The sequence below is a fragment of the Burkholderia sp. GbtcB21 genome, assembly GCF_019091065.1.
GTDB lineage: Bacteria > Pseudomonadota > Gammaproteobacteria > Burkholderiales > Burkholderiaceae > Burkholderia > Burkholderia pyrrocinia_C.
Map to the genome: position 1 here is coordinate 83255 of NZ_JAGXKA010000011.1, position 24284 is coordinate 107538.

The window sequence follows — 24284 nt, forward strand, 5'->3', positions numbered from 1 at the left end:
ACCGGCACGTGTGCAGCGGGTAAAATCGCGGGTCTTACGCAGAGAAGACACGCATGAACCTGAACGATCAGATCGATTCGCTCAACGCGGGCGTCGATCAGCTCCTCCACGATCACCACGCCGCGCAGCAGGCGGCCCGCAGCGCGGAAGCCTTCGCGCGCGCCGCAGCAGCGGAAGCCCAGGCCGCGGCGCAACGTCACGCTGCCGCGGAAGCCGAAGCGCAGGCCGCTGCGCAGCGCCATACGGCGGCAGCCGCCGACGCCGAAGCCGCGCAGCAGCGCCACGCGGAAGCCGCCGCCGCCGCCGAAGCCGCCACCCACTGTCATACGGATGCCGCCGCGCAAGCCGAAGCCGCCGTGCAGCGCCATACGGAAGCCACCGCACGGACCGAAGCACTCGCGCAACGTCACGCGGATGCCGAAGCCGCATCGCAACGACACGCAGCGGCGATCGCCGAAGCGGAGGCCGCCGCGCAACGCCATGACGCCGCCGCGACCGAAGCCGGTGCGGCCGCGCAGCGCCATGCGGCAGCGACCGCCGAAGCCGAGGCCGCCGCGAAGCGTCACACGCAAGCGGCCGCCGAAGCCGAAGCGGCCACGCAGCGCCACACGGCCGCGATCGCCGAGGCCGAAGCGCTCGCGCAGCGTCACGCGGAAGCGATCGCCGAAGCGCAGGCCGCCGCGCAGCGTCATGCCGATGCGGCCGCCGAGGCCGAAGCCGTCACGCAACGCCACGCCGAAGCGATCGCGCAGGCCGAAGCCGCCGCGCAGCGCCACGCCGACGCCACCGCGCAGGCCGAAGCCCTCACGCAGCGCCATGCCGAAGCGATCGCGCAGGCCGAAGCCGCAGCACAACACCACGCGAAGGCCGTCGCCGACGCCGAGGCGCTGGTCGAGGCCGTCGTCAACGAAGCCGCGACAAACGCAGTTGCCGCCCCGGCCGTTGCCGCCGAAACCGTCGAACCGACACCGGCAGGCACGCCGACGGCGGAACCGGCTGTGAACGCATCCGCGTCGGCTGCAGCCGATGCAGCAGCCGACGCCGGAACCGCGATCGTTGCGCCGGCGCAAGCCGAAGCCGCGACTGAAACCGAAGCCGAAGCCGCCGCCGCCCCGGCCGACAAGGCGACGCTGCACGTGGCGCGTCCGTCGCAGCACGAACTCACGCTGACCATCAACGGCGAATCGATCACGCTGCATCCGGAGCAACTCGGTCAGTTGATCGAGGAACTCGCGCATGCGCGCGCGTCGATGCAGCCGGAGCCGCCGCCCGGCATCCCGGCCGGCTGGCGTTTCGTGACGACGAAGAACCCGATGATGGCCGTGCAGAAGCAGTCGAACGGCGACCGCCTGCTGGTCGCCCGCCACACCGGCTACGGCTGGGTTCCGTTCACGTTCTCGCCGGACGTCGTGGTCCAGATGTACATGATGCTGACCCAGCGGTAAGCACCGGCAAGCAGCACCGCCGAAAACAAAACAGCCCGACCGGTTTCCGATCGGGCTGTTTGCTTTCCGGCTGCCGGAACGGCAGCGTCCCGGTCCGCGCGCCGGCGGCGCGCGAAACGCTCAGCGATCCACCGGCGCCTGCACGCGCGCCTTCCACTGGCCGCCCTTGCCGCGCCAGTAGCGCCACGCGGACGCGAACGTCGCGCCGACGTAGAACAGCGCGACGAGCGGCAGCGCGGGCGCCCACAGCGGCGAGCGCCGGTAGTAGCGCAGCATCGGTGCATACGCGGCGCACATCGACGCCCACGCGAGCCACGCCGGCCACGCGCGCGCACCGTATGCGAGCGCCGCGACGGGCGGCACCAGATAGATGATCGCCATCCCGAGCAGCGTGCCGGCCAGCAGCAGCGGCGAATAGTGCAGCTGCGTGAACGCGGTGCGCGCGATCATGTTCCAGATGTCGCGCCAGCTGTCGTACGGGCGCAGCGACACGCTGCGGTCGGCCAGGTCGAGCCGGATCGGATGGCGGCCGCTGCCGCGATGCTTGATCTGCGCGGCGAGGCTGCAGTCGTCGATCAGCGCACCGCGGATCGACTCGATGCCGCCCGCTTCCTCGAGCGCCGTGCGCTTCACGAGCATGCAGCCGCCCGCGGCGCCGGCCGTCCGGTTGCGCGGATTGTTGATCCACGAGAACGGGTAGAGCTTCGCGAAGAAGAACACGAACGCCGGGATCAGCGCCTTTTCCCAGAACGAATCGCAGCGCAGCCGCACCATCAGCGACACGAGATCGCGGTGCTCGGCCTGCGCGCGCGTGACGAGCTGCGCGACGGCATCGGGCGGGTGGCCGATGTCGGCATCCGTCAGCAGCAGGTAGTCGGCCGGCAGGCCGAGCGTCTGCACCGCGGCGATCCCCTGCGACTGCGCCCATACCTTGCCCGACCAGCCGGCCGGCAGCGGCTTCGCGGCCAGCACCGTCAGCCGGTCGGCGCGGTTGATCGCGAGCGCCGCCGCACGGGCCGCGTCGGCGGTGCCGTCGTCGCTGTGGTCGTCGACGATGATCAGATGAAAGTCGCCTGGATAATCCTGCTCGAGCAGCGAAGTCGCCGCGCGGGCGATCACGTCGGCCTCGTTGCGCGCCGGCACGACCGCGACGACGGCCGGCCAGCCGGCGTCGGCCGCGGCGCCGCGCGCGTCGGGCGGCAGCGGCCGCGCCGGCACCGCGCGCCAGAAGCCGCCGCGCGCGACGAGCAGCACGATCCAGATCATCAGCGACAGGCCGGACACCAGGAAAGCGATCGCCAGCATCATCGGCGCGCCTCCGGCCGGACACCGGCATGTTGAATGGGGGTCAGGAACAAAACGCCCGAAACCGCGCGGGCGGCCGGGCAATACGCATAAGAATCGACGGTCATCGAATGGCCTTGAAATGAGCGCGACGCCGGGCAGCCGGAGCGGCCGCCCGCGAAACCGCGTAGTTTACTGGGTTCCGCGCGCGCCAGCGCCGACGCGGCTCTCCCGCAATTGCAACACGGACGACACGGCACCAGAGCAAGGACTTCCCGATAGGGTTAAAATGCGCGATTAATTCGGGGTTCCGGGGCCTGGTCTGGCCGGTTCGTTCCTGCCTTCATAACATCAAGCCGGGGCGATCGAGTTGGTGCCAGCTCCTCGAACCCCGGCGTCTGTCGTCGGAGTTCGCTCACTTATGCGAGTCATCCTTGCCCAGCCCCGCGGCTTTTGTGCGGGGGTTGTCCGTGCGATCGAGATCGTCGATCGCGCGCTGCAACAGCACGGCGCGCCGGTCTATGTGCGTCATGAGATCGTTCATAACCGGCATGTCGTCGAAAACCTGCGTAATAAAGGGGCACGATTCGTTGAGGAACTCGACGAGGTGCCGCACGGCGCTGTCGCGATCTTCAGCGCGCACGGTGTCGCCCAGACGGTCGAGCGCGATGCGGAAACGCGCGGGCTCGACGTGCTCGACGCGACCTGCCCGCTCGTCACGAAGGTGCACGTGCAGGGCCGCCAGTATGTCGCGGCGGGCCGCCGGCTGATCCTGATCGGCCACGCGGGCCACCCGGAAGTCGAGGGTACGATCGGCCAGATTCCGGCCGAGGTGATCCTCGTGCAGAGCGAAGCCGAAGTCGCGACGCTGACGCTGCCCGTCGATACGCCGGTCGCGTACATCACGCAGACCACGCTGTCGGTCGACGATACGCGCGGCATCATCGAAGCGCTGCAGCGCCGGTTCACCGACCTGGTCGGCCCGGACACGCGCGACATCTGCTATGCCACACAGAATCGCCAGGCCGCCGTGCGCGAGCTGAGCGAACAGGTTGACGTGCTGCTCGTCGTCGGCGCGACGAACAGCTCGAACTCGAACCGCCTGCGCGAGATCGGCACCGAAAGCGGTGTGCCGAGCTATCTCGTCGCCGACGGCTCGGAAGTGAAAGCCGAATGGTTTGCGGGCGTGCAGACGGTCGGCCTGACCGCCGGCGCGTCGGCGCCCGAAGAGATGGTCGAGGATGTAATCGGCGCGCTGCGCGCGCTGGGGCCCGTCGATGTCGCGACGATGGCGGGCCGTGAGGAAAAAGTCGAATTCAAGCTGCCGGCGAAGCTCACGCAAGCTGTCGCCCGCGAAGTTTAAGGAGGACATCCCTTGTCTATTCCGCTGCTCCAGCAAGTCCGTGTCGGCGCATACATCGTGCGCCAGCACCTGTCCGGCAACAAACGCTATCCGCTCGCGCTGATGCTCGAGCCGCTGTTCCGCTGCAACCTCGCGTGCAACGGCTGCGGCAAGATCGATTATCCGGATCCGATCCTGAACCAGCGCCTGTCCGTCGAGGAATGCCTGCAGGCCGTCGACGAGTGCGGCGCGCCCGTCGTGTCGATCGCCGGCGGCGAACCGCTGCTCCACAAGGAGATGCCGGAAATCGTCAAGGGCATCATGAAGCGCAAGAAATTCGTGTACCTGTGCACGAACGCGCTGCTGATGGAAAAGAAGATGGACGACTACGCGCCGAGCCCGTATTTCGTCTGGTCGGTCCACCTCGACGGCGACCAGCAGGCGCACGATCACTCGGTGTCGCAGGAAGGCGTGTACGACAAGGCCGTCGCGGCGATCAAGGAAGCGAAGCGCCGCGGCTTCCGCGTGAACATCAACTGCACGCTGTTCAACGATGCGGTGCCCGAGCGCGTGGCGAAGTTCTTCGACACGCTGGGGCCGATCGGCGTCGACGGCATCACGGTGTCGCCGGGCTACGCGTACGAGCGCGCGCCGGATCAGCAGCACTTCCTGAACCGCGACAAGACGAAGAACCTGTTCCGCGAAATCCTGAAGCGCGGCGAAGGCGGCAAGCGCTGGTCGTTCAGCCAGTCGTCGCTGTTCCTCGACTTCCTGGCCGGCAATCAGACGTACAAGTGCACGCCGTGGGGCAACCCGGCGCGTACGGTGTTCGGCTGGCAGAAGCCGTGCTACCTGGTCGGCGAAGGTTACGTGAAGACCTTCAAGGAACTGATGGAAACGACCGAGTGGGACAACTACGGCGTCGGCAACTACGAGAAGTGCGCGGACTGCATGGTCCACTGCGGCTTCGAGGCAACGGCCGTGATGGACACGATCGCGCACCCGCTGAAGGCGCTGCGCGTGAGCACGAAGGGCATCAAGACCGACGGCCCGTTCGCACCGGACATCTCGATCGCGAAGCAGCGTCCGGCCGAGTACGTGTTCTCGCGCCACGTCGAGATCAAGCTCGAGGAAATCCAGCGCGCCGGCAAGGGCAAGCTGCAGAAGCCGGCGAAGCCGGCAACGGCCGCTTAAGCGCGTTTCGCGTCGCGGGGGCTGCGCCTCCGCGCCGGCACGCGGGCATGAATGAAGCGCCACGGAGTTCGCTCCGTGGCGCTTTTGTTTTGGGCCGCTGGATTGTGCCCGCACCACGTTGCCGCGGCGGCCGCGCAATCGTCGACGTCGCGCGATTGCATCGGCCGCGCCGGTGCGGCCGGCCCTGTCTCCTCCATCCTCCCCGTGAAACCTGTCGCGGCACTACGCGACCAGCGATTCGGCCGCGTGCGCGCGCATCTTCTCCGCCGCGTTCGCGACGAGCGCCGGCTGGCCGCTCGTCGCGAACATGCAGACGTGACGCCACAGCTCGGCGAGCCGATGCCGCGTGAGCGTCGCGACGCAGGTGTCGTGCGCCACCAGCACGCGCTCGAGCACCGCGCACTCGTCGTCGCGCAGCGCCCAAGCGCCGCTTTGCGCCGCGCGCGCCACACCCGCATCGAGCGCACGCTCAGCGTCGACGCACAGGTCGATGTCCGCGTCCGCGCACACCGCGTCGTCGATCGCCAGGAACACCAGATAGACGCTCGTGCGCAACCGCATCAGCAGCGCCTCGTTGCCATGCTCGCCGCGCAGCGCGACGAGCGCCATGTGGCATTTCAGCGAGATGTCGCGTGCATGCGCGGGCGGCAGCGGCAGCAGCCATTCACGCGTCAGCGGCACGTGGCGACGGTTCTTCCGGCCGGCCTTCATGATTCGCGCTCGCCGGCGGCAGCATCGCTCGCCGCGAAATCCGGCCACGCGGCACGGCAGGCGATCGTGCCGCGGCCTGCATCGTGGTTGAGCTTCGCACGCCGTCGCGCGGCGCTGCGTTGCGGCGTTGCCCGCCCATCCGGCAACCGGCGCGGCGCCGACGCGCGCACGACGTCGGCGAATCGGGTCGGGCAAGCCATGCGCGTCTCCTGCATCAGAACGTGTTCTCGCCCTTCAGGTAGTACGCGGTCTTCACGAAGAACGCCTTGACCGGATGGCCGCCCTGCGCGTCGCGCGCGGCGCGCGCTTCCATCGCAGCCCGCTCCTCGCGCGACCGGTCGGGCACCGGATTGTGGACACGTTCGAGCGCACGCTGCATCGCGAGCGGATAGTTCTGGTTGCCGGCCGTCGTCGCGCGATAGCCGGCACGCGTCATCTGCATCAGTTGCGCGTCGGTTTCGGCGCGCGCCGCCGACCAGCTCAGCCGCGCGGCATTCGACTGCCAGTCGGAGCCGGCCGACTGCGCAAAGCTGACGGCGGGCAGCGCAACGAGTGCGCAGGAAAGAACAGCAACGGGAACGAGGGATCGCATGGTGGCCTCCAGATGGTTGTCCCCGCATCGATCGCGATCGTCGATGCGTTGAAACCATCGTATGTCGCGCCGCATTCCGCTTGAATAGCCGATTTCGCAATTGATATTTTCGGCTTCGCATTCGGCATGCGATCTGCGTCATTCGCGAATCCCGCCGAACCGGAATTTCCTTATTTCATTCAATTACCTGATTGTATTTTTGCGGGCGATCCGAAACGACGCGCGCACCGCCTTTTCAATTTCCGAAATGATGTGTTGCCTGTGCCACCCCGGCCAGCGCACGTGCCGGCGCGGCTTCCCGCGTGATATCGCGCATGCGGATACCACAAGCCCGGTTTCATCGGATCAAACGGTTCTTCTGATACAGGACAAATCATCGGCTTCGGATTGCCGGATCGCGACAGGACGCATACGGCAAGGACGCGCGATAATCATGCATCGGCCGTTTCGCACGGCGCCTCACGCATTCCCCTTTTTTATCGAGTCCTTCCATGGCTGCCCTCGACACCACCGCCATCGACAGTTGGCACGCGCACGTCTATTTCGATGCGGCCAGCCGCGACGCGGCCTGGGCGTTTCGCCAGGTCGTCGACGAACGGTTCGGCGCGGTCATCGAACTCGGCCGCTTTCACGAACGCCTCGTCGGCCCGCATCCGGCATGGTCGTACCAGATCGCATTCGACGCCGCGCGATTCGACGACATCGTGCCGTGGCTCGTGCTGAACCACGGCGCGCTCGATATCTTCCTGCATCCGAATACCGGCGACGACCTGCGCGACCATCGCGATTGCGCGGTGTGGATCGGCAAATCGTATGTGCTGAATCTCGACGCGCTGGCTGGATAAGGTCCGGCGCGCGGCCGCCTTCAACCAGGGCCGCATCCACGTTTCGGGCCGACGTGAAACGTCTCGCGGCGTCGCGCCAATACAGTGGGTTCCGTTATCGACACTTCAGGGAACCCGCCATGACACACGCCGACGCCGATGCCCGGCGCATCCATGAAAGCTGGCACGCCGCCGTTGTCGCTCGCGACCTCGATGCATTGATTTCGCTGTACGCGGGCGACGCGGTGCTCGAAACGCCGCTCGTCGTCGTTGCGCTGCCCGACCACGGCTCAGGCGTGCTGCACGGCAAGGCCGCGATCGGCGAATTCTTCGCGGCCGGCCTGCGCAATCCGGGCAACCGGCTCGGACGCTGGTACCGGACCGGGTTGTTCTTCTCGAACGGCCGCCAGCTCACATGGGAATATCCGCGCGAAACGCCGGAAGGCGACCAGGTCGATCTCGTCGAGGTGATGGATCTGCGCGACGGGCTGATCGCGCATCATCGCGTGTACTGGGGATGGGTCGGCTTTCTCGCGCTGCAAGCCGCGGCACCGGCGCCCGACCGCGCATGACGGCCGCCGCCGAGCGGGCCGCGCCCATACAGACCGCCGCGCGCCGACAGCGCATTCCCCGGACGCGCCCTTGCTTGTCGTCAGCGGCTCAACGCGGCATTCCACTCACGCGACATACATCGCGACGCTGACGAACTGGCACAGGCTGCCGGCCAGCACGAAAAGGTGCCAGATACCGTGCCCGTGGCGAATACGCTCATCGTTGATGAAGAAGTAAATCCCGGCACTGTAGATCACGCCGCCGGCCACGAGCCATGCGGTGCCCACCGGCGGCAGCGCATGGATCAGCGGGCGCACCGCGACGAGCGCGAGCCAGCCCATCAGCACGTACAGGATCATCGACAGCATGCGCGTGCGCCGCCCGAGCGTCAGTTCCTGCACGATGCCCAGCACGGCGAGCCCCCAGCTCACTCCGAACAGCGACCAGCCCCACGGGCCGCGCAACGTGACCAGCGTGAACGGCGTGTAGCTGCCGGCGATCAGCAGGTAGATCGCCGAATGGTCGCATTTCTGCAGGATCGCTTTCAGGCGCGGGTTGCGCACGCTGTGGTACGCCGTCGAGATCGCGTAGAGCAGGATCAGCATCGCGCCGTACACGCTGAAGCTCACCACCTTGTACGGGTCGCCTTCGAGCGCGCCCATCGTCACGAGCGCCACGAGGCCGGCCACCGACAGCACCGCGCCGACGAGATGGGAAATGCTGTTGAAACGCTCACCGACATGCACGACGTGTTCTCCTGCGGGTCCACCGGGGAAAAATGAGTTCTATGATACCGGCCACCGGACCTTGCCGTGCTGCGCGCCGGCAAACGACGCGGCGATACCCGCGATAGGCGCACCGCCCACCCCGCCAAAGAAAAAGCGCCGCGAAATCCATCGCGGCGCTTCCTTGTAAATCACCGAACCGTTTCACCGGCCCGGTTCAGCAGCACTTCCCTGCTCCCGACCCGTACCGCGCATTCTGACGCTCGCGGAAAAATTCCTCGTACGTCATCGGCTCGCGGTCCGGATGGGTTTCACGCATGTGCGCGACGTAGGTGTCGTAGTCGGGCAGGCCGACCATCAGCCGCAACGCCTGCCCGAGGTAACGCCCCGCACTGCGCAGGTCGCTGCCAAGATCGCTGAACATCGCGGCCTCCCCTTAACGTCCGCTGCCGAGCGCCTGCGCGGCCGGCATCGCTTCGTACGGCGTCTCGCGCACGGTCGGCTTCGACTCGCGGCGCGCGCGCAGCACGGCGATCGCGCCGTACACCGCGATGCTGATGACGACGAAGATGAACAGCCCGGCCAGCGCCGCATCGATGTAGTCGTTGAAGATGATCCGCTTCATCTGCGCGATCGACTTGGCCGGCGCGAGCACCTTGCCTTCGTCCACCGCGGCCTGCAGCTTCGCGGCGTGCGCGAGGAAGCTGACCTTCGGGTTCGCATCGAAAATCTTCTGCCAGCCGGCCGTCAGCGTGCAGATCAGCAGCCATGCCGTCGGCACGATCGTCACCCATGCATAGCGCTCGCGCTTCATCTTGAACAACACGACGGTGCCGAGCACCAGCGCGATCGCGGCGAGCATCTGGTTCGAGATGCCGAACAGCGGCCACAGCGTGTTGATGCCGCCGAGCGGATCGACCACGCCCTGGTACAGGAAGTAGCCCCACGCGGCCACGCACAGCCCGGTGGCGACCAGGTTCGCGGGCAGCGACTCGGTGCGCTTGAGCGCCGGGTGGAACGTGCCGAGCAGATCCTGCAGCATGAAGCGGCCCGCGCGCGTGCCGGCGTCGACGGCCGTCAGGATGAACAGCGCCTCGAACAGGATCGCGAAGTGATACCAGAACGCCATCATCGCTTCGCCGCCGATCACCTGGTGCAGGATGTGCGCCATGCCGACGGCCAGCGTCGGCGCGCCGCCCGCGCGCGCGATGATCGTCGTTTCGCCGACGGCCTTCGCGGTCTGCGTGAGCATGTCGGGCGTCAGCACGAAGCCCCACTGCGTGACGGTGTTCGCGACGGCTTCCGGCGTCGAGCCGAGCACGGCGGCCGGCGCGTTCATCGCGAAGTAGATGCCCGGCTCGATCACGCACGCGGCGACCAGCGCCATGATCGCGACGAACGATTCCATCAGCATCGCGCCGTAACCGATGAAGCGCGCGTTGGTTTCGTTGTCGATCAGCTTCGGCGTCGTGCCCGACGAGATCAGCGCGTGGAAGCCCGACACCGCGCCGCATGCGATCGTGATGAACAGGAACGGGAACAGGTTGCCCGACCATACCGGGCCCGTGCCGTCGACGAACTTCGTCAGCGCGGGCATCTTCAGTTCCGGCGCGACGACCAGGATGCCGATCGCGAGGCCGAGGATCGTGCCGATCTTCAGGAACGTCGACAGGTAGTCGCGCGGCGCGAGCAGCAGCCACACCGGCAGCACCGATGCGACGAAGCCATAGCCGATCAGGATCCACGTGAGCTGCGTGCCGCTGAACGTGAACCATGCGGCGAGCGCGGGCGAATCGTGCACGGTCTGGCCGAACGCGATCGACGCCATCAGCAGCACGAAGCCGATGATCGACACTTCGCCGATGCGGCCCGGACGGATGTAGCGCGTATAGACGCCCATGAACAGCGCGATCGGAATCGTCGCGGCGACGGTGAACGTGCCCCACGGCGAATTGGTCAGCGCCTTCACGACGATCAGCGCGAGCACCGCGAGGATGATCACCATGATCAGGAACGCGCCGAACAGCGCGATCACGCCGGGCACCGTGCCGAGCTCCATCTTGACGAGATCGCCGAGCGAGCGGCCGTCGCGGCGCGTCGAGATGAACAGCACGATGAAGTCCTGCACCGCGCCGGCGAACACGACGCCGGCCAGGATCCACAGCATGCCGGGCGTATAGCCCATCTGCGCGGCGAGCACGGGCCCGACGAGCGGCCCCGCGCCGGCGATCGCGGCGAAGTGATGGCCGAACAGCACGTACTTGTTGGTCGGCACGTAGTCGAGGCCGTCGTTGTACTTGACCGCCGGCGTCATCCGCAGCCCGTCGAGCTGCATGACCTTGCTGGCGATGAAACGGCTGTAGAAGCGATACGCGATCAGATACACGCAGACAGCGGCGATCACGATCCAGAGGGCACTGACGCGCTCGCCGTGCGCGAGTGCGATCGTTCCGAACGAGAACGCGCCGAGCAGCGCGACCGCGATCCAGAGCAGGGTACTGGAAGCCCGATTCATGGCGTCTCCTGGTCTCCAATGTGGTTTTGATGGCATGCGGCGAAGTGGCCGCACACGCGTGACGTCGATGCGTCGTGCCGCGGTCTTGCAAAGGCCGCGGCAATGGGCCGTAGTATTCCGTGCGACGGGGGCGGCTTACAAGCGGATAACTACGTATGCGGGGCTACGTAAAATTACGTAGATCGCGCCGCATCTACCTTATCCGGCCGCGATTGATCGCGCCCGGCAAGCCACGTACAGTACTTGCCTGCCTCGATTCCGGAACCGCCATGCCGATCCGATTTCAGAAGATGAACGCGAATGGCGATGACTTCGTCATCGTCGACCTGCGCGGCGATGATCGGGAATACACACATGCGATCGACCGCGACCTCGTACGGCGCATCGGCGACCGGCATCGCGGCATCGGCTTCAACCAGCTCGCGGTGCTATCGGACTGCGACGACGCGGCCGCCCGCGTCGCGTTCTGGAACCCCGACGGCTCAATGCTCGATACCTGCGGCAGCGCGACGCGCGGCGTCGCATGGAAGCTGATGCGGGAAACCGGCGCGGCGTCGGTCGTGCTGCGCACCAACCGCGGGCGCCTGCTCTGTTCGCACGATGCGCACGGGCTGATCACGGTCGAGATGGGCGCGCCCTGCGTCGACTGGCAGGACGTGCCCGTCGCCGCAGCCGTCGACACGCTCGCCCTTCCGCTGCCCGGCGCACCGGCCGCGTGCAACATGGGCAATCCGCACTGCACGTTCTTCGTCGACGATCTCGGTACAGTCGATATCGAAACGCTCGGCCCGGCGATCGAAACGCATCCGCTGTTTCCGCTGAAAACCAACGTGCATTTCGTGCAGGTGATCGGCCGCTCGCATATCCGCCTGCGCATCTGGGAGCGCGGCGGCAGCGTGCCGCTCGGTTCGGGCTCGTGTTCGTGCGGCGCGGTGGTCAACGGCATCCGGCGCGGGCTGCTCGACCATACGGTGCGGGTGGAATGCGACGGCGGCGACGTCGCCGTTCAATGGGACGGCACCGGCAGCGTGTTCCTGAGCGGGCCGGTTGCGTTCGGTTTCGATGGGGTGTGGGTGGACGGGAAGATGCCGGCAAGCTGAGCGCCGGCATTCGTGCTGCGGCGTGAATCGCGATACCGATTCGCGCCGGATGCACAGCGGCAACGCAGCCGCATCGTCATCGATCGTCGACGCAATCCGTTCGCCGCCATGATGTAGCGCCCGGCCTCCGACGATCGCGCCGACGCGCGGGAGCAGCCATCGCCCGCGGTCGGACTGCCCCGGCGCAGCGCGCGCCGGGCCGCATCGATCAGTGCTTGTCGTCGATCTTCTTCGGCTTCGGCGGCGACGGCACCTTCGTGTACTGGAACGCCGGCGTCGCCTTCAGCGCATCCTTCGTCGCGCCCGGCAGGTAGATGTTGCCGTTGCGCACGTCGAGCGACGCGATCGGCACCGCGACGTCATGCGCGGCCACGCCGAGGAAACCGCCGGCCGACACGATCGCCGCCGACACCGAGCCGTCCGGCGCGACGATCAGGTCGCGCACGGTGCCGACCTTCTGGTTCGCGTCGTTGTAGACGGCCTTGCCGAGCACGCTCTTCTTCACGCTCCAGCCTTCGAGCAGCGCCTGCGATTGCTCGACGGTGACGCTGAGCGGCTGTGTGCCGGCGATCTGCGCGTGTGCGCTGACGCTCGATGCGAGGATGGTTGCTGCGATGAGGGTTTTGTAGAACGCCATGCTTTTATGCACTCCGGTGAATTGTTGTCGATATCCGCGGCCGGCCTAGCCGCCTGCGTGCGCGACACATCGCACCGGCCCATGTTAGCGCCACTCGCGAGATGCTGCATCGAACGCGATGACGCAGCACTCATGTCGGCGCCGCCCCTTCACGCATTCCGCGAATACACCCGCCGATGCCGCACCGCCTCCGCCAGCACGTCGAGCACCGGCTCCGTCTGCGTCCAGCTCAAGCACGCATCGGTGATCGACACGCCGTACTGCAACGGCACGCCCGGCTTCAGATCCTGCCGCCCGGCCTCGAGATGGCTCTCGACCATCACGCCGACGATCCGGTGCTCGCCCTGCGACAGTTGCCGCGCGAGATCCTGCGCGACGTCGATCTGCCGCTCGTGCGACTTGTTCGAGTTCGCATGCGAGCAGTCGACCATCACCTGCTCGCGCAGCCCGGCCTTGCGCAGCACCGCGCAGCATTCCTCGACATGCGCGGCATCGTAGTTCGGGCCGGTCTTGCCGCCGCGCAGGATCACGTGCGCGTCGTCGTTGCCGCGCGTCTCGAAGATCGCGGCCATCCCCATCTTCGTCATCCCCATGAACGCATGGCTCGCGGCCGCGGCGACGATCGCGTCCGACGCGACCTGCACGCCGCCGTCGGTGCCGTTCTTGAAGCCGATCGGACAGCTCAGCCCCGACGCGAGCTGGCGATGGCTCTGGCTCTCGGTCGTGCGCGCGCCGATCGCGCCCCACGCGATCAGGTCGGCGATGTACTGCGGGCTCAGCAGGTCGAGGAATTCGGTCGCGGCCGGCAGGCCGAGCGCGTTGACGTCGAGCAGCAGCTGCCGCGCGGCGCGCAGCCCTTCGTTGATGCGGAAGCTGCCGTCGAGGCGCGGATCGTTGATGTAGCCCTTCCAGCCGACCGTCGTGCGCGGCTTCTCGAAGTAGACGCGCATCGTGATCAGCAGGTCGTCCTTCAGCGCATCGGCCGCAACTTTCAGGCGGCGCGCGTAGTCGAGCGCCTGGTCGTGATCGTGGATCGAGCACGGGCCGACGACGAGCAGCAGCCGGTCGTCGCGGCCGTGCAGGATGTCGCCGATCGCGCGGCGCGTATCCTCGACGAGCGTCTGCGTGGCGGCCGGCACCGGCAACTCGTCGAGCAGCAGCGCCGGCGAAATCAGCGGACGCACGGCGCCGATGCGGACGTCGTCGATGCGCGTGGTGTCCTGCGTCGCGTCGGCGCTGCCTACCTCGCGATCGTGGGAAGGATTGTCGAGGTTCTGCATGGTGATTCTCCGGGGGACGTCTGGAATGATGTGCAGGCTCGATTATGGCACCCGGGAGAGGCGGCAGCCGGGTGTGGCGGGGGAATGCATGTGACGGCGGTCAGGGTCGTGCGACAGACGGCAGGCGCGGGATGCAAAAAGGGCGATCCGCAGCGGATCGCCCTGCCCTTCACCGCGTCGCCCCGCGCGTCTAGTGCGGCGTCTCGGGCGCCAGCGAATTGCTCGGCAGCAGCGCCGTCAGCCAGCAATTGCTCGGCGCGGCTTTCCCGTTGAAGCGGTCATAGAGCCACGGCAGCATGCCGGCCACCCAGGGCGCGATCGCGCCCACATGTTCGAGCGGATACTCGGTGTATGTGACCGGCGTGCCGCCCGCGCAGAACTTCTGCGCAAGCGCGCGCACGTCGTACGCAAGCATCACGCCGTCGCCCACCTGGCTGCCGAACGTGCCGTCGAGCGCGCCCGCCGTGCCCTGGCCGATAAACATCGGGATCGTCGGCGACGCGGCCAGCCCCGCATTCACCTTGTTCGCATACGTCACATACACCGGAATGCTGTTGATGTCGTTCGCGTATTGCGGCTTGAACAGCGTCGCCCAATGCAGGCCCGTGTACTTCGGCAGGATGTACCCGAGCGACTGGCTCTGGATGTCCTTGAACACGGCGACGCCGGTGTCGCTGAGATAGGGCGTCAGGTCGAAGCCGTATCCGCGCGACAGCCCGGCGAGCGCGGCCGCGGCGACGCCGCCCCAGACGATGCTGCCGTCCACATAGCGCAGATTGTGCGCGGGGTCGACCAGCACGCCGCCTTCCGCCGCGCCGACGAGCTGCCTGTTGATGTCGGGCGCATAGCTCGGCGCGAGTTGCGCGGCCCAGTTCGTCGCGATCGCCCCGCCGGAATAGCCGATCATCGCGACCTTGCTCGACGGATTCAGGCCGGTCGACGGCGTATTGAGCGCCGCGCGGATCGAATCGAGCGTCGTCATCCCGTATTCGGGGCCAGCGGCAAAGTCCGCCGTCTGGCCTTCCGTATCGGGCACGATGATGTTGTAGCCCAGCAGCAGCAGTGTCGACAGCGGAATCGATTCCGCGCTGTAGAACAACGTGCCCACGTTGATGACCTTCGTGACGTCGCGGTCGCCGGCGATCACCTGCGACGGTTCGTCGTACGGGTTCAGCGAATCGTAGGCCGACTGGTACGAGATGGCCTGGCCGTTGCTGACCGCGCTCCGGATCACGGACGTCACGTTGACGACGGGCTGGTTCCGCGCGTTGTTGGTGCGATACAGCAGCTGCTGCGCGGTCAGCGCGGTCGGAATGCCGGCCACGTGATAGGTGACGTTGCGCGTCTTCAGCACCGTGCCCGGTGGAATCGATGCCAATGGCGTGGCGCCGGTGTACGTATAGAACGGATCGGACACGGTCGGCGTACCGGCGCTGGCCAGCGGTGCGGCGAAGGCCAGTGCAGCGGACACGGCGGCCGCGGCAATCATCAAACGTCTGGAGGACATGGGTGGAGGCCCCTTGGATATCCTGCTTTCATCGAAGGAAGTTCGGCGGTGTTGCAGACCATCGCGATTGCCGCTTCAAAACCGTTTCCGTGCCATCGACTGTCTCCTGTGAATGAATGATCCGGTTTGTTTTGAATCTGTAATTTTAGTAGGAGTACAAACCGGATGAATTGAAGCACAACGCGAACGCGTTCGATGTGCGTTTTCCGTTGTTTGAAGGTAAACGCCTAAATCCGCCGCAACGCGATGCTGGCGCCCCGGCCGTTCGGCCGACTGCCCGCACCCGGATGAAGTGCCGTACGATCACGGCTGTCCGTTACCGAAGCGGCCCGTCGTGCGATGCGGGTCGCGCGGCGCACCGCCTGCCTGTGACCGATCGTTTCCTGCCCAACCGACACGCCACGATGACCGTATCCGAACTGCTCCGTGCCATCCGCCAACCCTATATCGACCTGCTCGCGAAAGCGGCAGCTCAACCGGCCGTGATCGTCGAACCGGCCTACCGGCAGGCCGACGGCGCGCTGGCCACCGAAGGGCCGCTCGCGCTGCCGTGCCGGGCCGACACGATCCCGGCCGAAGGCGACGCGGCCGGCCAGCCGTCGATGGTCGATTCGACCTCGCAACTGGATTTCGAGCCGTTCGCGTTCGACCTCGAAACGGCGGCCGTGTCGATCCGCCCGTTCGTGTGGGACTGGGCCGCGATCGAGGCCGACGGCCTCGACGAAAGCGCGGCGATCGACGCGCTCAAGACATGGTTCTTCGCGTGGTTCGATGTGGACGACGAGAACACGCCGGCCGAAGACGGGCTGCATGGCATCGTTCACTACCTGTCGGAACCGGTTCGCACGGAACAGGGGTGGCGCGTCAATGCGGATCTCGGTTCCGCGCCCGAGACGGCTGTCGAGGATCTGCTGTTCCGGCTCGTCGATGCGGGGGCTACGCGGATCAGTGTCGGTTAAAAAGCCGCTTTATCTCTTGCACACCACCATCATGAAAAAAGCTCTTGCCGCGGTACTGCTCTGTATTTCGTTGCCGGCGCTCGCCAAGGTTTCCACCGAAGTGTTCTGTTTCACATCGGACGGCGACAAACCCGTGCGCTTCGAGATGCGCACCTATTACGACGATGCGGTCAATTGGACGGGCGGCATGGTCCGGTACGCGAAATCGAAAACGGCCCTCCCGCTGGTGATCGAACACGAAGAGGACGAAGTGCTCGCCGAAGACCGTCCGCACCAGTTCACGACGACCTGGGTCGAAATGGTCGACGGCAAGATCAACGGGAGATACGAAATGATGTCGCAGGGCGCCAACATCTATTCGATGATCTACACCAATGCGCGCACCGGCAAGAAAACCGCGTTCGGCAGGGCGCTGGATGTCGATGCTTCCGAACAAACCGGGTGCCGCTGGTGATGCGCCCGTTTATCCGGATCGCATGGGTGCTGATCGCGTTGCGCGCGGGCGTGTCGGATGCCGCGCCACGCACGGTCTACGAGGGAACGCTGCAAGGCGCGGGAGCCGTCGTGATGGAACTCGACAACCTCCCGGCCGCGGACGGAAATCTCTCCGGTCGCTATTTCTATGTGCAGTTCGGCGTCGATATTCCGCTGCACGGCACGCCCGCGCAACTGGTCGAACCGCTCGTGCGCACGCAGTTGCCGGACGACGCACGCAACACATCGGGATTCCGCGAGCGTGCCGATTTCGATCATGCCACGGCAACCTGGCGCGGCACGCGAGACAAGGACGGCTACCGCGGCCGCTGGACCGAAGCGCGCTCGGGCAGGTCGCGCACCTTCACGTTGCGCCGCGTCGCAGAATACGATCCCGACGCGGTAGCGCCCGGCTCCGTCGAAGCCATCACCGATCTCTCCGCAGGCGGCGTCGGAAGCGGCATCGCGCGCAGCGCGGACATCGACATGAAGCACGCACCTTATGCAACGCTGAAGCTCGCAGGGCACGCACGGCCAGTTGGCTCCGAGATCGGCGACGACACGGTTGCGTACCGGATGTGGAGCGACCCGCGCACGGTGCTGGCCTATCCGCGGCTGAGCCGCCATCCCGATCCGGCCGTGATGGCGCGGGTCAACCATCTGCTGGAGCAGCGGCACTGGCAGATGAATCTCGCTGCGCTCGGATGCGCGTCGACACGCTATACAGACGACGGGCCGGCAGCCGGAACGCTCGGCGGCTATGACGACGAGCACGTGACAGTCACATGGCTGTCGCGCGCGGCATTGGGCATAGTGGAATCGGGCAGCACGTTCTGCGGCGGCGCGTACCCGGACAATCACTACGATCCGGTCACGTTCGACCTGCTGCACGGCGCGTATCTCGACTGGAATCGCGTGATCGACGCGGCTACGCCAAGCAAGGACGGCGACACGGAAACGAGCGCCACATTGATGCGCTTCATCGCGCAGCGACGTGACAAGGCCGAGCCGGGCGAACGGCCGACGGACGGCTACGGCAATTCGCTGTCGTGCGCCGACGTGTTCCCCCAGTATCTTGCGTTCGAACTCGATGCGCCCGACAAGCTGTCGTTCGCCGTATCCGGTATCGGCCACGCGGCGGGTGCCTGTCTCGGGCCACAGCTCGACGCGCCATTTGCGGCGCTCGCGCCGATCCTGAAGCCTGACGGTGCGCGTTATCTCGTACCAGGCGTCAAGCTGAAGTAACGCTGCGGTACGTAGCGGTATCCGCATCGCGCATCGGCCCGGCCACGCAGCGACGAGGCCGGTCGATGCGCAAGCACCGCAGTCATTGTGTCAAGACGCGTCGCCCTGCGCGTCGACGTCGATCCCCAGTTCGCTGGCCATCCGCTGAACCAGCGCATTCAGTCGTGCCACTTCATCCGCGAGGCGTTTCTGTTCGGCCTTCAGCGCCTCGAATTCGGAAGGTGGCACGGAATCCGCGCCGCCGCCATCCGCACCCGCGAAGTCGGCCACGTTCACCTCGCCGCACATCAGGTGCATCCAGCGGTTCTCACGCGCGCCCGGCGCACGCGGCAGCCGGACGACGAGCGCCTGCGCGCGCGCCGCGAGTTCGTCGAGAAACGCCTCGACCGACGAGATATCCGCGAAGCCGTGCAGGCGCGCGCTGTTCAGGCGCAGCTCGGCGGCCGTCTGCGGGCCGCGCAGCAGCAGAATGGTCAGCAGCGCGATCGCCTGGCTCGGGATGCCGAGCACGCGGTTCATGTTGTGCTCGAAGCGCGGCACGCGGCTGCTGCTGCCTTCCATCACGAGGCTCAGGTGCTTCAGCCCGTCGAGCGCGGTCGTGACCTCGTCCTCGCTGACGTTCATCACCGGCGAGCGTGCGGTTTTCTGGTTGCAGCCCGCGGTCAGCGCATTCAGCGACAGCGGGTAGGTGTCCGGCACCGTGTGCTGTTTCTCGACGAGCACACCGAGAATGCGGGCCTCGAGAGGCGTGAGTTCGCGAAGGGCGCGTGGCGTGGGCGTATCCGGCGTGGTGTTCATGGTGGCTTCGCAGCGTGCAGCAGGTGAGGGGAAACGGTCGCGGCCCGTCCGGCATCGCGAACGGGCGAGCCATATGATAGCTCGCGACGCATGGCCCGGCGCTGCTCGCCGTGCCGGCGCGCGCACTTGCCGCAGTCGCTTTCGTCCAACGTATTAGCCTCCCGGTGCCAAGCGGCGATGCATGCGTACGGCACTCGCGAATTCGCGCTCCACACACGCCGCAGCCCGCGGCGCAGTCACGGAATCATGCCCGCGTTTGCGCGACACGCATGCCGGCGCTACGATAGGCGTTCACGCGGACATCCGCGGCGCCGCGCGCAACCGCCTCTGCACATCAATACCACGCATCACCCGCCCAACACGCACTGCTGCCGCGCCTGCGCGCCGCTCGTCGACACCGCCCACCTTTTCACCCAATCACCCGTTCGCCACCATGACTGCATCCTCTTCCGCGCCGCACGTGCGCGCCATCGTCACCGGACACACGCGCGGTCTCGGCGCATCGCTCGCCGAACAATTGCTGCAGGAAGGCATCGCCGTGCTCGGCGTGTCGCGCAGCCGTCATCCGTCGCTCGCATCGCAAGCCGGTGACCGCTTCGCCGAAGTCGAACTCGACCTGTCGGACGCGTCGGCCGTCGCGACCTGGCTGGCCGGCGACACGCTGCGCAGCTTCGTCGACGGCGCATCGATCGTGCTGCTGTTCAACAACGCGGGTATCGTCGATCCGATCGGCCCGCTCGCCGCGCAGGACCCGGCGATCGTCGCGCGCGCGGTCGGCCTGAACGTCGCAGCGCCGCTGATGCTGTCGGCCGCGCTCGCGCAGGCGGCATCCGCCACGACCGAATGCCGGATCCTGCACCTGTCGAGCGGCGCGGCGCGCAATGCGTACGCGGGCTGGAGCATCTACTGCGCGACCAAGGCCGCACTCGATCACCATGCGCGCGCGGTCGCGCTCGACGCGAACCACGCGCAGAGAATCTGCAGCGTCGCGCCGGGTGTCGTCGATACGGGCATGCAGGCGACGATCCGCTCGACCAGCGAAGACAGCTTCCCGATGCGCGAGAAGTTCGACCAGCTGAAGTCGAGCGGCGCGCTCGCGACGCCCGAGGCGGCCGCACGGCAGTTGATCGGCTATGCGCTGAGCGATGCGTTCGGCTCCACGCCGACGGCCGACGTGCGGGAATTGCCGGCCAGGTAAGCCGTGAGCCACGGGCCACTGCCCGTCATCCCTCGAGCCGTTTCGTCCAGTCTTCGACCTGCCGCTCGGTCCGGCGCTTTTCGAGCATCTTGCGCCAGCCGGGCGGCAGCACCGGGACGTCACACAGCGCGTCGAGCGCGGCCATGTCGAGCGTGCGCCGGTACAGCACATCGAGCACCGTCGACAACGGCCATTGCGGAAAGCTGCGCTCATGCAGCGCCAGCACGTCGCCCGGCGCCACCCAGCCTTCGTGCAGCACGCGGTAGTACCAGCCGGTCCGGCCGCTTTGCTGCACGAGCGCGGCCATCCGCGGATGATCGAAGCGCGCGTTGAGCTTCCAGCACGGCTGCCGCGACTGCGTCACCTGAAGCACGGCGCCGCCCAGCGCGAACACGTCGCCAATGCACACGTCGTGCTCGGTCACGCCATGCGTCGACAGGTTCTCGCCGAACGCGCCCGATCGAGCGAGCACGTCGCGCGCGCCGATCTGCGCGGACCACCACGCATAGTGATCGTGCGCATAGTGGTGAACCGCCTTGTCCGGCCCGCCGTGATGCCGCGCATCGGCCTGCTCGTCGCCGGCGAAGCCGAGCGCGCCCAGCCACAGACGCGAATCGACCGGCCGCTTGTCGATCGCGCTCGCGTGCGGCGTGCCGGCCAGCGGTCGGCTCGTGCCGATCCGCACCGCGCCGATGGCAACCGCGATCGCCGGCCGTGCTTCATCGTTCATGCCGGCACACCATCCGCCAGTGCCGCAAGCAGGCGTTCGAGTTCGCGCGTGCGCGTTTCGCCAAGCGGCAGCAGCGGCTTCCTCGGTTCGCCGGCGTCGAAGCCGCGCAGGCGCAATCCGGCTTTCACGGTCACCGGCAGCCCGCCGTTGACGATGAACTGCAGCAACGGCAACTGCGCATGAAAGGCCGACCTGGCGCGCGCCAGATCGCCCGCGCGCATCGCGTCGACCAGCGCGAGCGGCAACGCGGCGTTCAGGTTCGGCGCGGCCGTGCACCATCCGGCCGCGCCCGCGGCCAGCGCGGCGAGCGCCATCGGATTGCTGCCGTTGTAGAACGGGATCGTGCCATCGCTCAACTGCGCGAGCCGGTGCATCCGGCCGATGTCGCCGGTGCTCTCCTTGACCATCGTGACGTTGTCGACGGTCCGGCAGATCGTCGCGATCAGGTCGGGCGACATGTCGACGCCGCTCGTCGCCGGGTTGTTGTACAGCATGATCGGAATGCCGATCGCGTCGCCGATCGCGCGGTAGTGCGCGACGATCTCGTCGTTGCCGAGCTTCCAGTACGACACCGGCAGCACCATCACCGCATCGGCGCCGGCCTGTTCGGCGATGCGCGCGCGGCGCACCGCGCCCGCCGTGGTGAGATCGGAGATGCCGACGACGGTCGGCACGCGCCGGCGCACCGCGCGGATCGACGCGGTGGCAACCGCCTCCCATTCTGCGTCGGACAGGTACGCGCTCTCGCCGGTACTGCCCAGCGGGGCAATCGCATGAACGCCGTCGGCGATCAGGCGCTCGATCAGCGCATCGAGCGTTTTCAGGTCGACGCCGCCGTCGACGGAAAACGGCGTGACCGGGTAGGCAATGATGCCTTGCAGCAGGATAGACATGTTGTGTATTCCTCAATGATGAGTGAGCGCGACGGAAGCGACGCGCTCGTTCAAGCGATGCAGTCGCGATGCGTGCGCAATGCGCGGCGCGCGTAATAGTCGAACGTCACCGCATCGCGCTTCGGTTTCGAAATCCAGTCGTGCGCTTCCCGCGCCAGCGCCGGCGGTACCGGCTTGATCTCGCCGGCCGACATCGCGAGCAGTTGCAGCTTCGCGGCCCGCTCGATCAGCAGCGCGAGGATGCACGCTTCCTCGATCGTCTTGCCGACCACGAGCTGGCCGTGATGCGACAGCAGGATCGCGCGCTTGCTGCCGAGCGCCTTCGAGATGATTTCGCCTTCCTCGTTGCCGACCGGCACGCCGGGCCAGTCCTTCAGGAACGCGCAATCGTCGTATAGCGGGCAGGTATCCATGTGCGACACGACGAGCGGCTGCTCGAGCATCGACAGCGCCGCGACATGCGCCGGATGCGTGTGGATGATGCAGTTCACGTCCGGGCGCTCGCGATAGATCCACGTGTGGAACCGGTTGGCCGGGTTCGGAATGCCTTCTCCGTCGACGACGTCGAGATCCTCGTTGACGCGCAGCAGGTTCGCAGCCGAGATTTCGTCGAAGCCGAGCCCGAGCCGCTGCGTGTAGTACGTGGCGTCGCCCGCGCGACAGGTGATCTGCCCGGCCAGGCCGGAATCGTGGCCCGCGTCGAACAGGATCCGGCACGTGAGCGCGAGCTTCTGCCGCGCGGACCAGCCGCTGTCGCCCACCTCGTTCTCAAGACGCCGCTCCGCCAGCGCGACCAGCGCCTCTTTCGTCAAATTCAGCGTTTCCGCCATGTTCGCCTCCTGAATGGGTCGGATGTGTCGCGTCGCCCGAAGTCGTTTCCACCAGGGTTTGCGACACTCGATCCATTATATGACACAACGTGTCATGCGTTACAATCGGTTTTTCGAAGGACACCTGGCGCCCCATGACGATTCGCCTGAAGCTGCTCAGAAAACAGAAGGGCTGGACGCTCGATGTGCTGGCCGACGAGACCGGCCTCACCAAGAGCTACCTGTCGAAAGTCGAGCGCGGCCTGAGCGTGCCGTCGATCGCGGTCGCGCTGAAGCTGTCGAAGGCGCTGAATGTCGACGTCGAACAGTTGTTCTCGGAAAGCCGCAATCGCGAGCTGATCACCGTCACGCGCGCCGGCGAGCGCACGGCGATGGGCGCCGCGGCCGACAGCCACGCGCACCGCTTCGAAAGCATCGCGGCCGGCGTCGCGCCGAAGAAGATGCTGCCGTTCGTCGTGCACCCGCCGCACGAGTTCGTCGCGTCGACGTTCCGCGAGCACGAAGGCGAGGAATTCCTGTTCGTGCACAAGGGGCGTGTCGAAATCGAGTTTCCGAACGAGACGGTGCAACTCAAGACCGGCGATTCAGTCTATTTCAACGCACTCATCCCGCACCGCACGCGCAGCCTCGGCGCCGCGCAGGCGGAGATCCTGGTCATCGTCAGCCACGACGACTAGACTCGTCACTTTTCCGCGCAAGGATCTTCCGATGGTCACAAAGGCCACCGCACCGTTCCAGCAGATCAAGACGCTCGTTCGCCAGAACGTCGAGTCGGGCGACTGGCGCCCCGGCGACCGCATTCCGTCCGAGCTCGATCTCGCCGCGCAGTTCGGCGTCGCGCGCATGACGGTCAACCGCGCGCTGCGCGAACTGACCGAGGAGGGCGTGCTGAAGCGCATCGCGGGCGTCGGCACCTTCGTCGCCGAGGCGAAGCCGCAGTCGAACCTGCTGATGATTGCGCATATCCGCGACGAAATCCGCGCGCGCGGGCACGAATACCGCTGCCGCGTGCTGAGCCGGTCGAGCGAGCCCGCATCGTTCGACGTCGCGGCCGCGTTCGGCCTGCCGGTCAACACGCCGGTCTTTCATGTGGTGTGCGTGCACGAGGAAAATGGCCGCCCGATCCAGCTCGAGGATCGCTACGTGAACCCGGCCGCCGCGCCCGGTTTCATCGACCAGGATTTCCAGGTCGAGCCGCCATCCGAGTACCTGTACAACAACGTGTCGCACTACGAACTGGAAATCGAGCACGTCGTCGACGCGTCGCTGCCGACCGGCGAACAGGCGCGGCTGCTCGACATGCGCGCCGACGAGCCGTGCCTCACGCTCACGCGCCGCACCTGGACGGACGGGCTGCCCGTCACGTTCGTGCATTTCCTGCATCCGGGCAACCGCTACCGGCTCGGCTCGCGCTTCAAGCCGGGCGCCGGGCGCCACCCGACCTGATCC

Annotated in this window: 26 protein-coding genes; 12 read left to right on the forward strand and 14 right to left on the reverse strand. The window is 66.9% G+C overall.

Translation table 11 applies throughout. From position 1 onward, the window contains the following. Nucleotides 1-53: 53 nt before the first annotated feature. Nucleotides 54-1445, forward strand: a complete 1392-nt coding sequence (locus tag KVT39_RS23335) for a phage tail protein (RefSeq protein WP_217590305.1) — start codon at nucleotides 54-56, stop codon at nucleotides 1443-1445. Nucleotides 1446-1565: 120 nt separating this feature from the next. On the opposite strand, the gene KVT39_RS23340 is transcribed toward KVT39_RS23335, so the two are convergent. Beyond that, nucleotides 1566-2753, reverse strand: coding sequence for a glycosyltransferase (locus KVT39_RS23340; RefSeq protein ID WP_131946591.1), 1188 nt, complete (start codon nucleotides 2751-2753; stop codon nucleotides 1566-1568). Nucleotides 2754-3150: 397 nt separating this feature from the next. Between KVT39_RS23340 and ispH the strand changes: the two genes are divergently transcribed. Both ispH and hpnH read left to right on the forward strand, forming a co-directional pair. Further along, nucleotides 3151-4092 (forward strand): 4-hydroxy-3-methylbut-2-enyl diphosphate reductase, encoded by a 942-nt coding sequence (gene ispH / locus KVT39_RS23345; protein ID WP_034181594.1) that lies wholly within the window; start codon nucleotides 3151-3153, stop codon nucleotides 4090-4092. Nucleotides 4093-4104: 12 nt separating this feature from the next. Beyond that, nucleotides 4105-5265 (forward strand): adenosyl-hopene transferase HpnH, encoded by a 1161-nt coding sequence (hpnH, locus tag KVT39_RS23350; RefSeq protein WP_034181593.1) that lies wholly within the window; start codon nucleotides 4105-4107, stop codon nucleotides 5263-5265. A 222-nt stretch (nucleotides 5266-5487) separates the two neighbouring features. On the opposite strand, the gene KVT39_RS23355 is transcribed toward hpnH, so the two are convergent. Genes KVT39_RS23355 through KVT39_RS23365 form a run of 3 tightly spaced genes read right to left on the reverse strand, consistent with a single transcriptional unit; the run spans nucleotide 5488 to nucleotide 6568 of the window. Next, entirely contained in the window at nucleotides 5488-5976 is a 489-nt protein-coding gene (locus tag KVT39_RS23355) for a hypothetical protein (protein ID WP_217590306.1), read from the reverse strand. Then, the gene (locus KVT39_RS23360; RefSeq protein ID WP_217590307.1) at nucleotides 5973-6176 is read right to left on the reverse strand and encodes a hypothetical protein; all 204 of its coding nucleotides are present in this window, start codon (nucleotides 6174-6176) and stop codon (nucleotides 5973-5975) included. Before KVT39_RS23360 ends, KVT39_RS23355 begins: the two co-directional genes overlap by 4 nt. 14 nt (nucleotides 6177-6190) lie before the next feature. After that, nucleotides 6191-6568, reverse strand: coding sequence for a hypothetical protein (locus tag KVT39_RS23365; RefSeq protein ID WP_034181817.1), 378 nt, complete (start codon nucleotides 6566-6568; stop codon nucleotides 6191-6193). Nucleotides 6569-7059: 491 nt separating this feature from the next. On the opposite strand from KVT39_RS23365, the gene KVT39_RS23370 reads away from it, so the two are divergent. Continuing rightward, entirely contained in the window at nucleotides 7060-7413 is a 354-nt protein-coding gene (locus KVT39_RS23370) for a DOPA 4,5-dioxygenase family protein (protein ID WP_072440019.1), read from the forward strand. A 119-nt stretch (nucleotides 7414-7532) separates the two neighbouring features. Continuing rightward, nucleotides 7533-7964, forward strand: coding sequence for a nuclear transport factor 2 family protein (locus tag KVT39_RS23375; protein ID WP_217590308.1), 432 nt, complete (start codon nucleotides 7533-7535; stop codon nucleotides 7962-7964). A 105-nt stretch (nucleotides 7965-8069) separates the two neighbouring features. Here the strand turns inward: KVT39_RS23375 and KVT39_RS23380 are convergent, their stop codons facing one another. The 3 genes from KVT39_RS23380 to KVT39_RS23390 all read right to left on the reverse strand — a co-directional run bounded on the left by KVT39_RS23380 (nucleotide 8070) and on the right by KVT39_RS23390 (nucleotide 11184). Continuing rightward, nucleotides 8070-8690, reverse strand: coding sequence for a hemolysin III family protein (locus KVT39_RS23380; RefSeq protein ID WP_034181589.1), 621 nt, complete (start codon nucleotides 8688-8690; stop codon nucleotides 8070-8072). Nucleotides 8691-8886: 196 nt separating this feature from the next. Further along, nucleotides 8887-9093 (reverse strand): YbdD/YjiX family protein, encoded by a 207-nt coding sequence (locus tag KVT39_RS23385; protein ID WP_006480280.1) that lies wholly within the window; start codon nucleotides 9091-9093, stop codon nucleotides 8887-8889. A gap of 12 nt (nucleotides 9094-9105) precedes the next feature. Further along, nucleotides 9106-11184, reverse strand: coding sequence for a carbon starvation CstA family protein (locus KVT39_RS23390; protein WP_034181588.1), 2079 nt, complete (start codon nucleotides 11182-11184; stop codon nucleotides 9106-9108). 269 nt (nucleotides 11185-11453) lie between these two features. On the opposite strand from KVT39_RS23390, the gene dapF reads away from it, so the two are divergent. Next, the gene (gene dapF, locus KVT39_RS23395) at nucleotides 11454-12284 is read left to right on the forward strand and encodes a diaminopimelate epimerase (RefSeq protein ID WP_217590369.1); all 831 of its coding nucleotides are present in this window, start codon (nucleotides 11454-11456) and stop codon (nucleotides 12282-12284) included. A 208-nt stretch (nucleotides 12285-12492) separates the two neighbouring features. Here dapF and KVT39_RS23400 read toward each other — a convergent pair whose 3' ends face one another. The 3 genes from KVT39_RS23400 to KVT39_RS23410 all read right to left on the reverse strand — a co-directional run bounded on the left by KVT39_RS23400 (nucleotide 12493) and on the right by KVT39_RS23410 (nucleotide 15708). Next, nucleotides 12493-12921, reverse strand: coding sequence for a PRC-barrel domain-containing protein (locus KVT39_RS23400; protein WP_034181586.1), 429 nt, complete (start codon nucleotides 12919-12921; stop codon nucleotides 12493-12495). A gap of 149 nt (nucleotides 12922-13070) precedes the next feature. Further along, nucleotides 13071-14201 carry a 3-deoxy-7-phosphoheptulonate synthase gene (locus tag KVT39_RS23405; RefSeq protein ID WP_034181585.1) on the reverse strand — a complete coding sequence of 377 codons (1131 nt, stop codon included), beginning with the start codon at nucleotides 14199-14201 and terminating at the stop codon, nucleotides 13071-13073. 190 nt (nucleotides 14202-14391) lie between these two features. After that, on the reverse strand, nucleotides 14392-15708 hold the full coding sequence (locus tag KVT39_RS23410) for a lipase family protein (protein WP_217590309.1): 1317 nt from the start codon (nucleotides 15706-15708) through the stop codon (nucleotides 14392-14394). A gap of 404 nt (nucleotides 15709-16112) precedes the next feature. Between KVT39_RS23410 and KVT39_RS23415 the strand changes: the two genes are divergently transcribed. The 3 genes from KVT39_RS23415 to KVT39_RS23425 are packed head-to-tail and all read left to right on the forward strand — an operon-like array spanning nucleotide 16113 to nucleotide 18386. Further along, nucleotides 16113-16667 (forward strand): hypothetical protein, encoded by a 555-nt coding sequence (locus tag KVT39_RS23415; RefSeq protein ID WP_105390637.1) that lies wholly within the window; start codon nucleotides 16113-16115, stop codon nucleotides 16665-16667. Nucleotides 16668-16683: 16 nt separating this feature from the next. Next, the gene (locus KVT39_RS23420; protein WP_254640619.1) at nucleotides 16684-17121 is read left to right on the forward strand and encodes a hypothetical protein; all 438 of its coding nucleotides are present in this window, start codon (nucleotides 16684-16686) and stop codon (nucleotides 17119-17121) included. Then, entirely contained in the window at nucleotides 17121-18386 is a 1266-nt protein-coding gene (locus KVT39_RS23425; protein WP_217590371.1) for a hypothetical protein, read from the forward strand. The genes KVT39_RS23420 and KVT39_RS23425 overlap by 1 nt, the downstream gene beginning before the upstream one ends. Nucleotides 18387-18476: 90 nt before the next feature. Here KVT39_RS23425 and KVT39_RS23430 read toward each other — a convergent pair whose 3' ends face one another. Further along, the gene (locus tag KVT39_RS23430) at nucleotides 18477-19184 is read right to left on the reverse strand and encodes a YceH family protein (RefSeq protein WP_217590310.1); all 708 of its coding nucleotides are present in this window, start codon (nucleotides 19182-19184) and stop codon (nucleotides 18477-18479) included. A gap of 433 nt (nucleotides 19185-19617) precedes the next feature. On the opposite strand from KVT39_RS23430, the gene KVT39_RS23435 reads away from it, so the two are divergent. After that, nucleotides 19618-20382, forward strand: coding sequence for an SDR family oxidoreductase (locus KVT39_RS23435; protein ID WP_217590311.1), 765 nt, complete (start codon nucleotides 19618-19620; stop codon nucleotides 20380-20382). Nucleotides 20383-20407: 25 nt separating this feature from the next. On the opposite strand, the gene KVT39_RS23440 is transcribed toward KVT39_RS23435, so the two are convergent. The 3 genes from KVT39_RS23440 to KVT39_RS23450 are packed head-to-tail and all read right to left on the reverse strand — an operon-like array spanning nucleotide 20408 to nucleotide 22835. Then, nucleotides 20408-21112 (reverse strand): MOSC domain-containing protein, encoded by a 705-nt coding sequence (locus tag KVT39_RS23440; RefSeq protein ID WP_217590312.1) that lies wholly within the window; start codon nucleotides 21110-21112, stop codon nucleotides 20408-20410. After that, nucleotides 21109-22005 carry a dihydrodipicolinate synthase family protein gene (locus tag KVT39_RS23445; protein WP_034181578.1) on the reverse strand — a complete coding sequence of 299 codons (897 nt, stop codon included), beginning with the start codon at nucleotides 22003-22005 and terminating at the stop codon, nucleotides 21109-21111. Before KVT39_RS23445 ends, KVT39_RS23440 begins: the two co-directional genes overlap by 4 nt. Before the next feature lie 50 nt (nucleotides 22006-22055). Continuing rightward, entirely contained in the window at nucleotides 22056-22835 is a 780-nt protein-coding gene (locus KVT39_RS23450) for an aldolase (protein WP_034181577.1), read from the reverse strand. Nucleotides 22836-22969: 134 nt separating this feature from the next. On the opposite strand from KVT39_RS23450, the gene KVT39_RS23455 reads away from it, so the two are divergent. Further along, entirely contained in the window at nucleotides 22970-23512 is a 543-nt protein-coding gene (locus KVT39_RS23455) for a helix-turn-helix domain-containing protein (RefSeq protein WP_021158662.1), read from the forward strand. A gap of 31 nt (nucleotides 23513-23543) precedes the next feature. After that, on the forward strand, nucleotides 23544-24281 hold the full coding sequence (hutC, locus tag KVT39_RS23460; RefSeq protein WP_034181575.1) for a histidine utilization repressor: 738 nt from the start codon (nucleotides 23544-23546) through the stop codon (nucleotides 24279-24281). Nucleotides 24282-24284 lie beyond the last annotated feature (3 nt).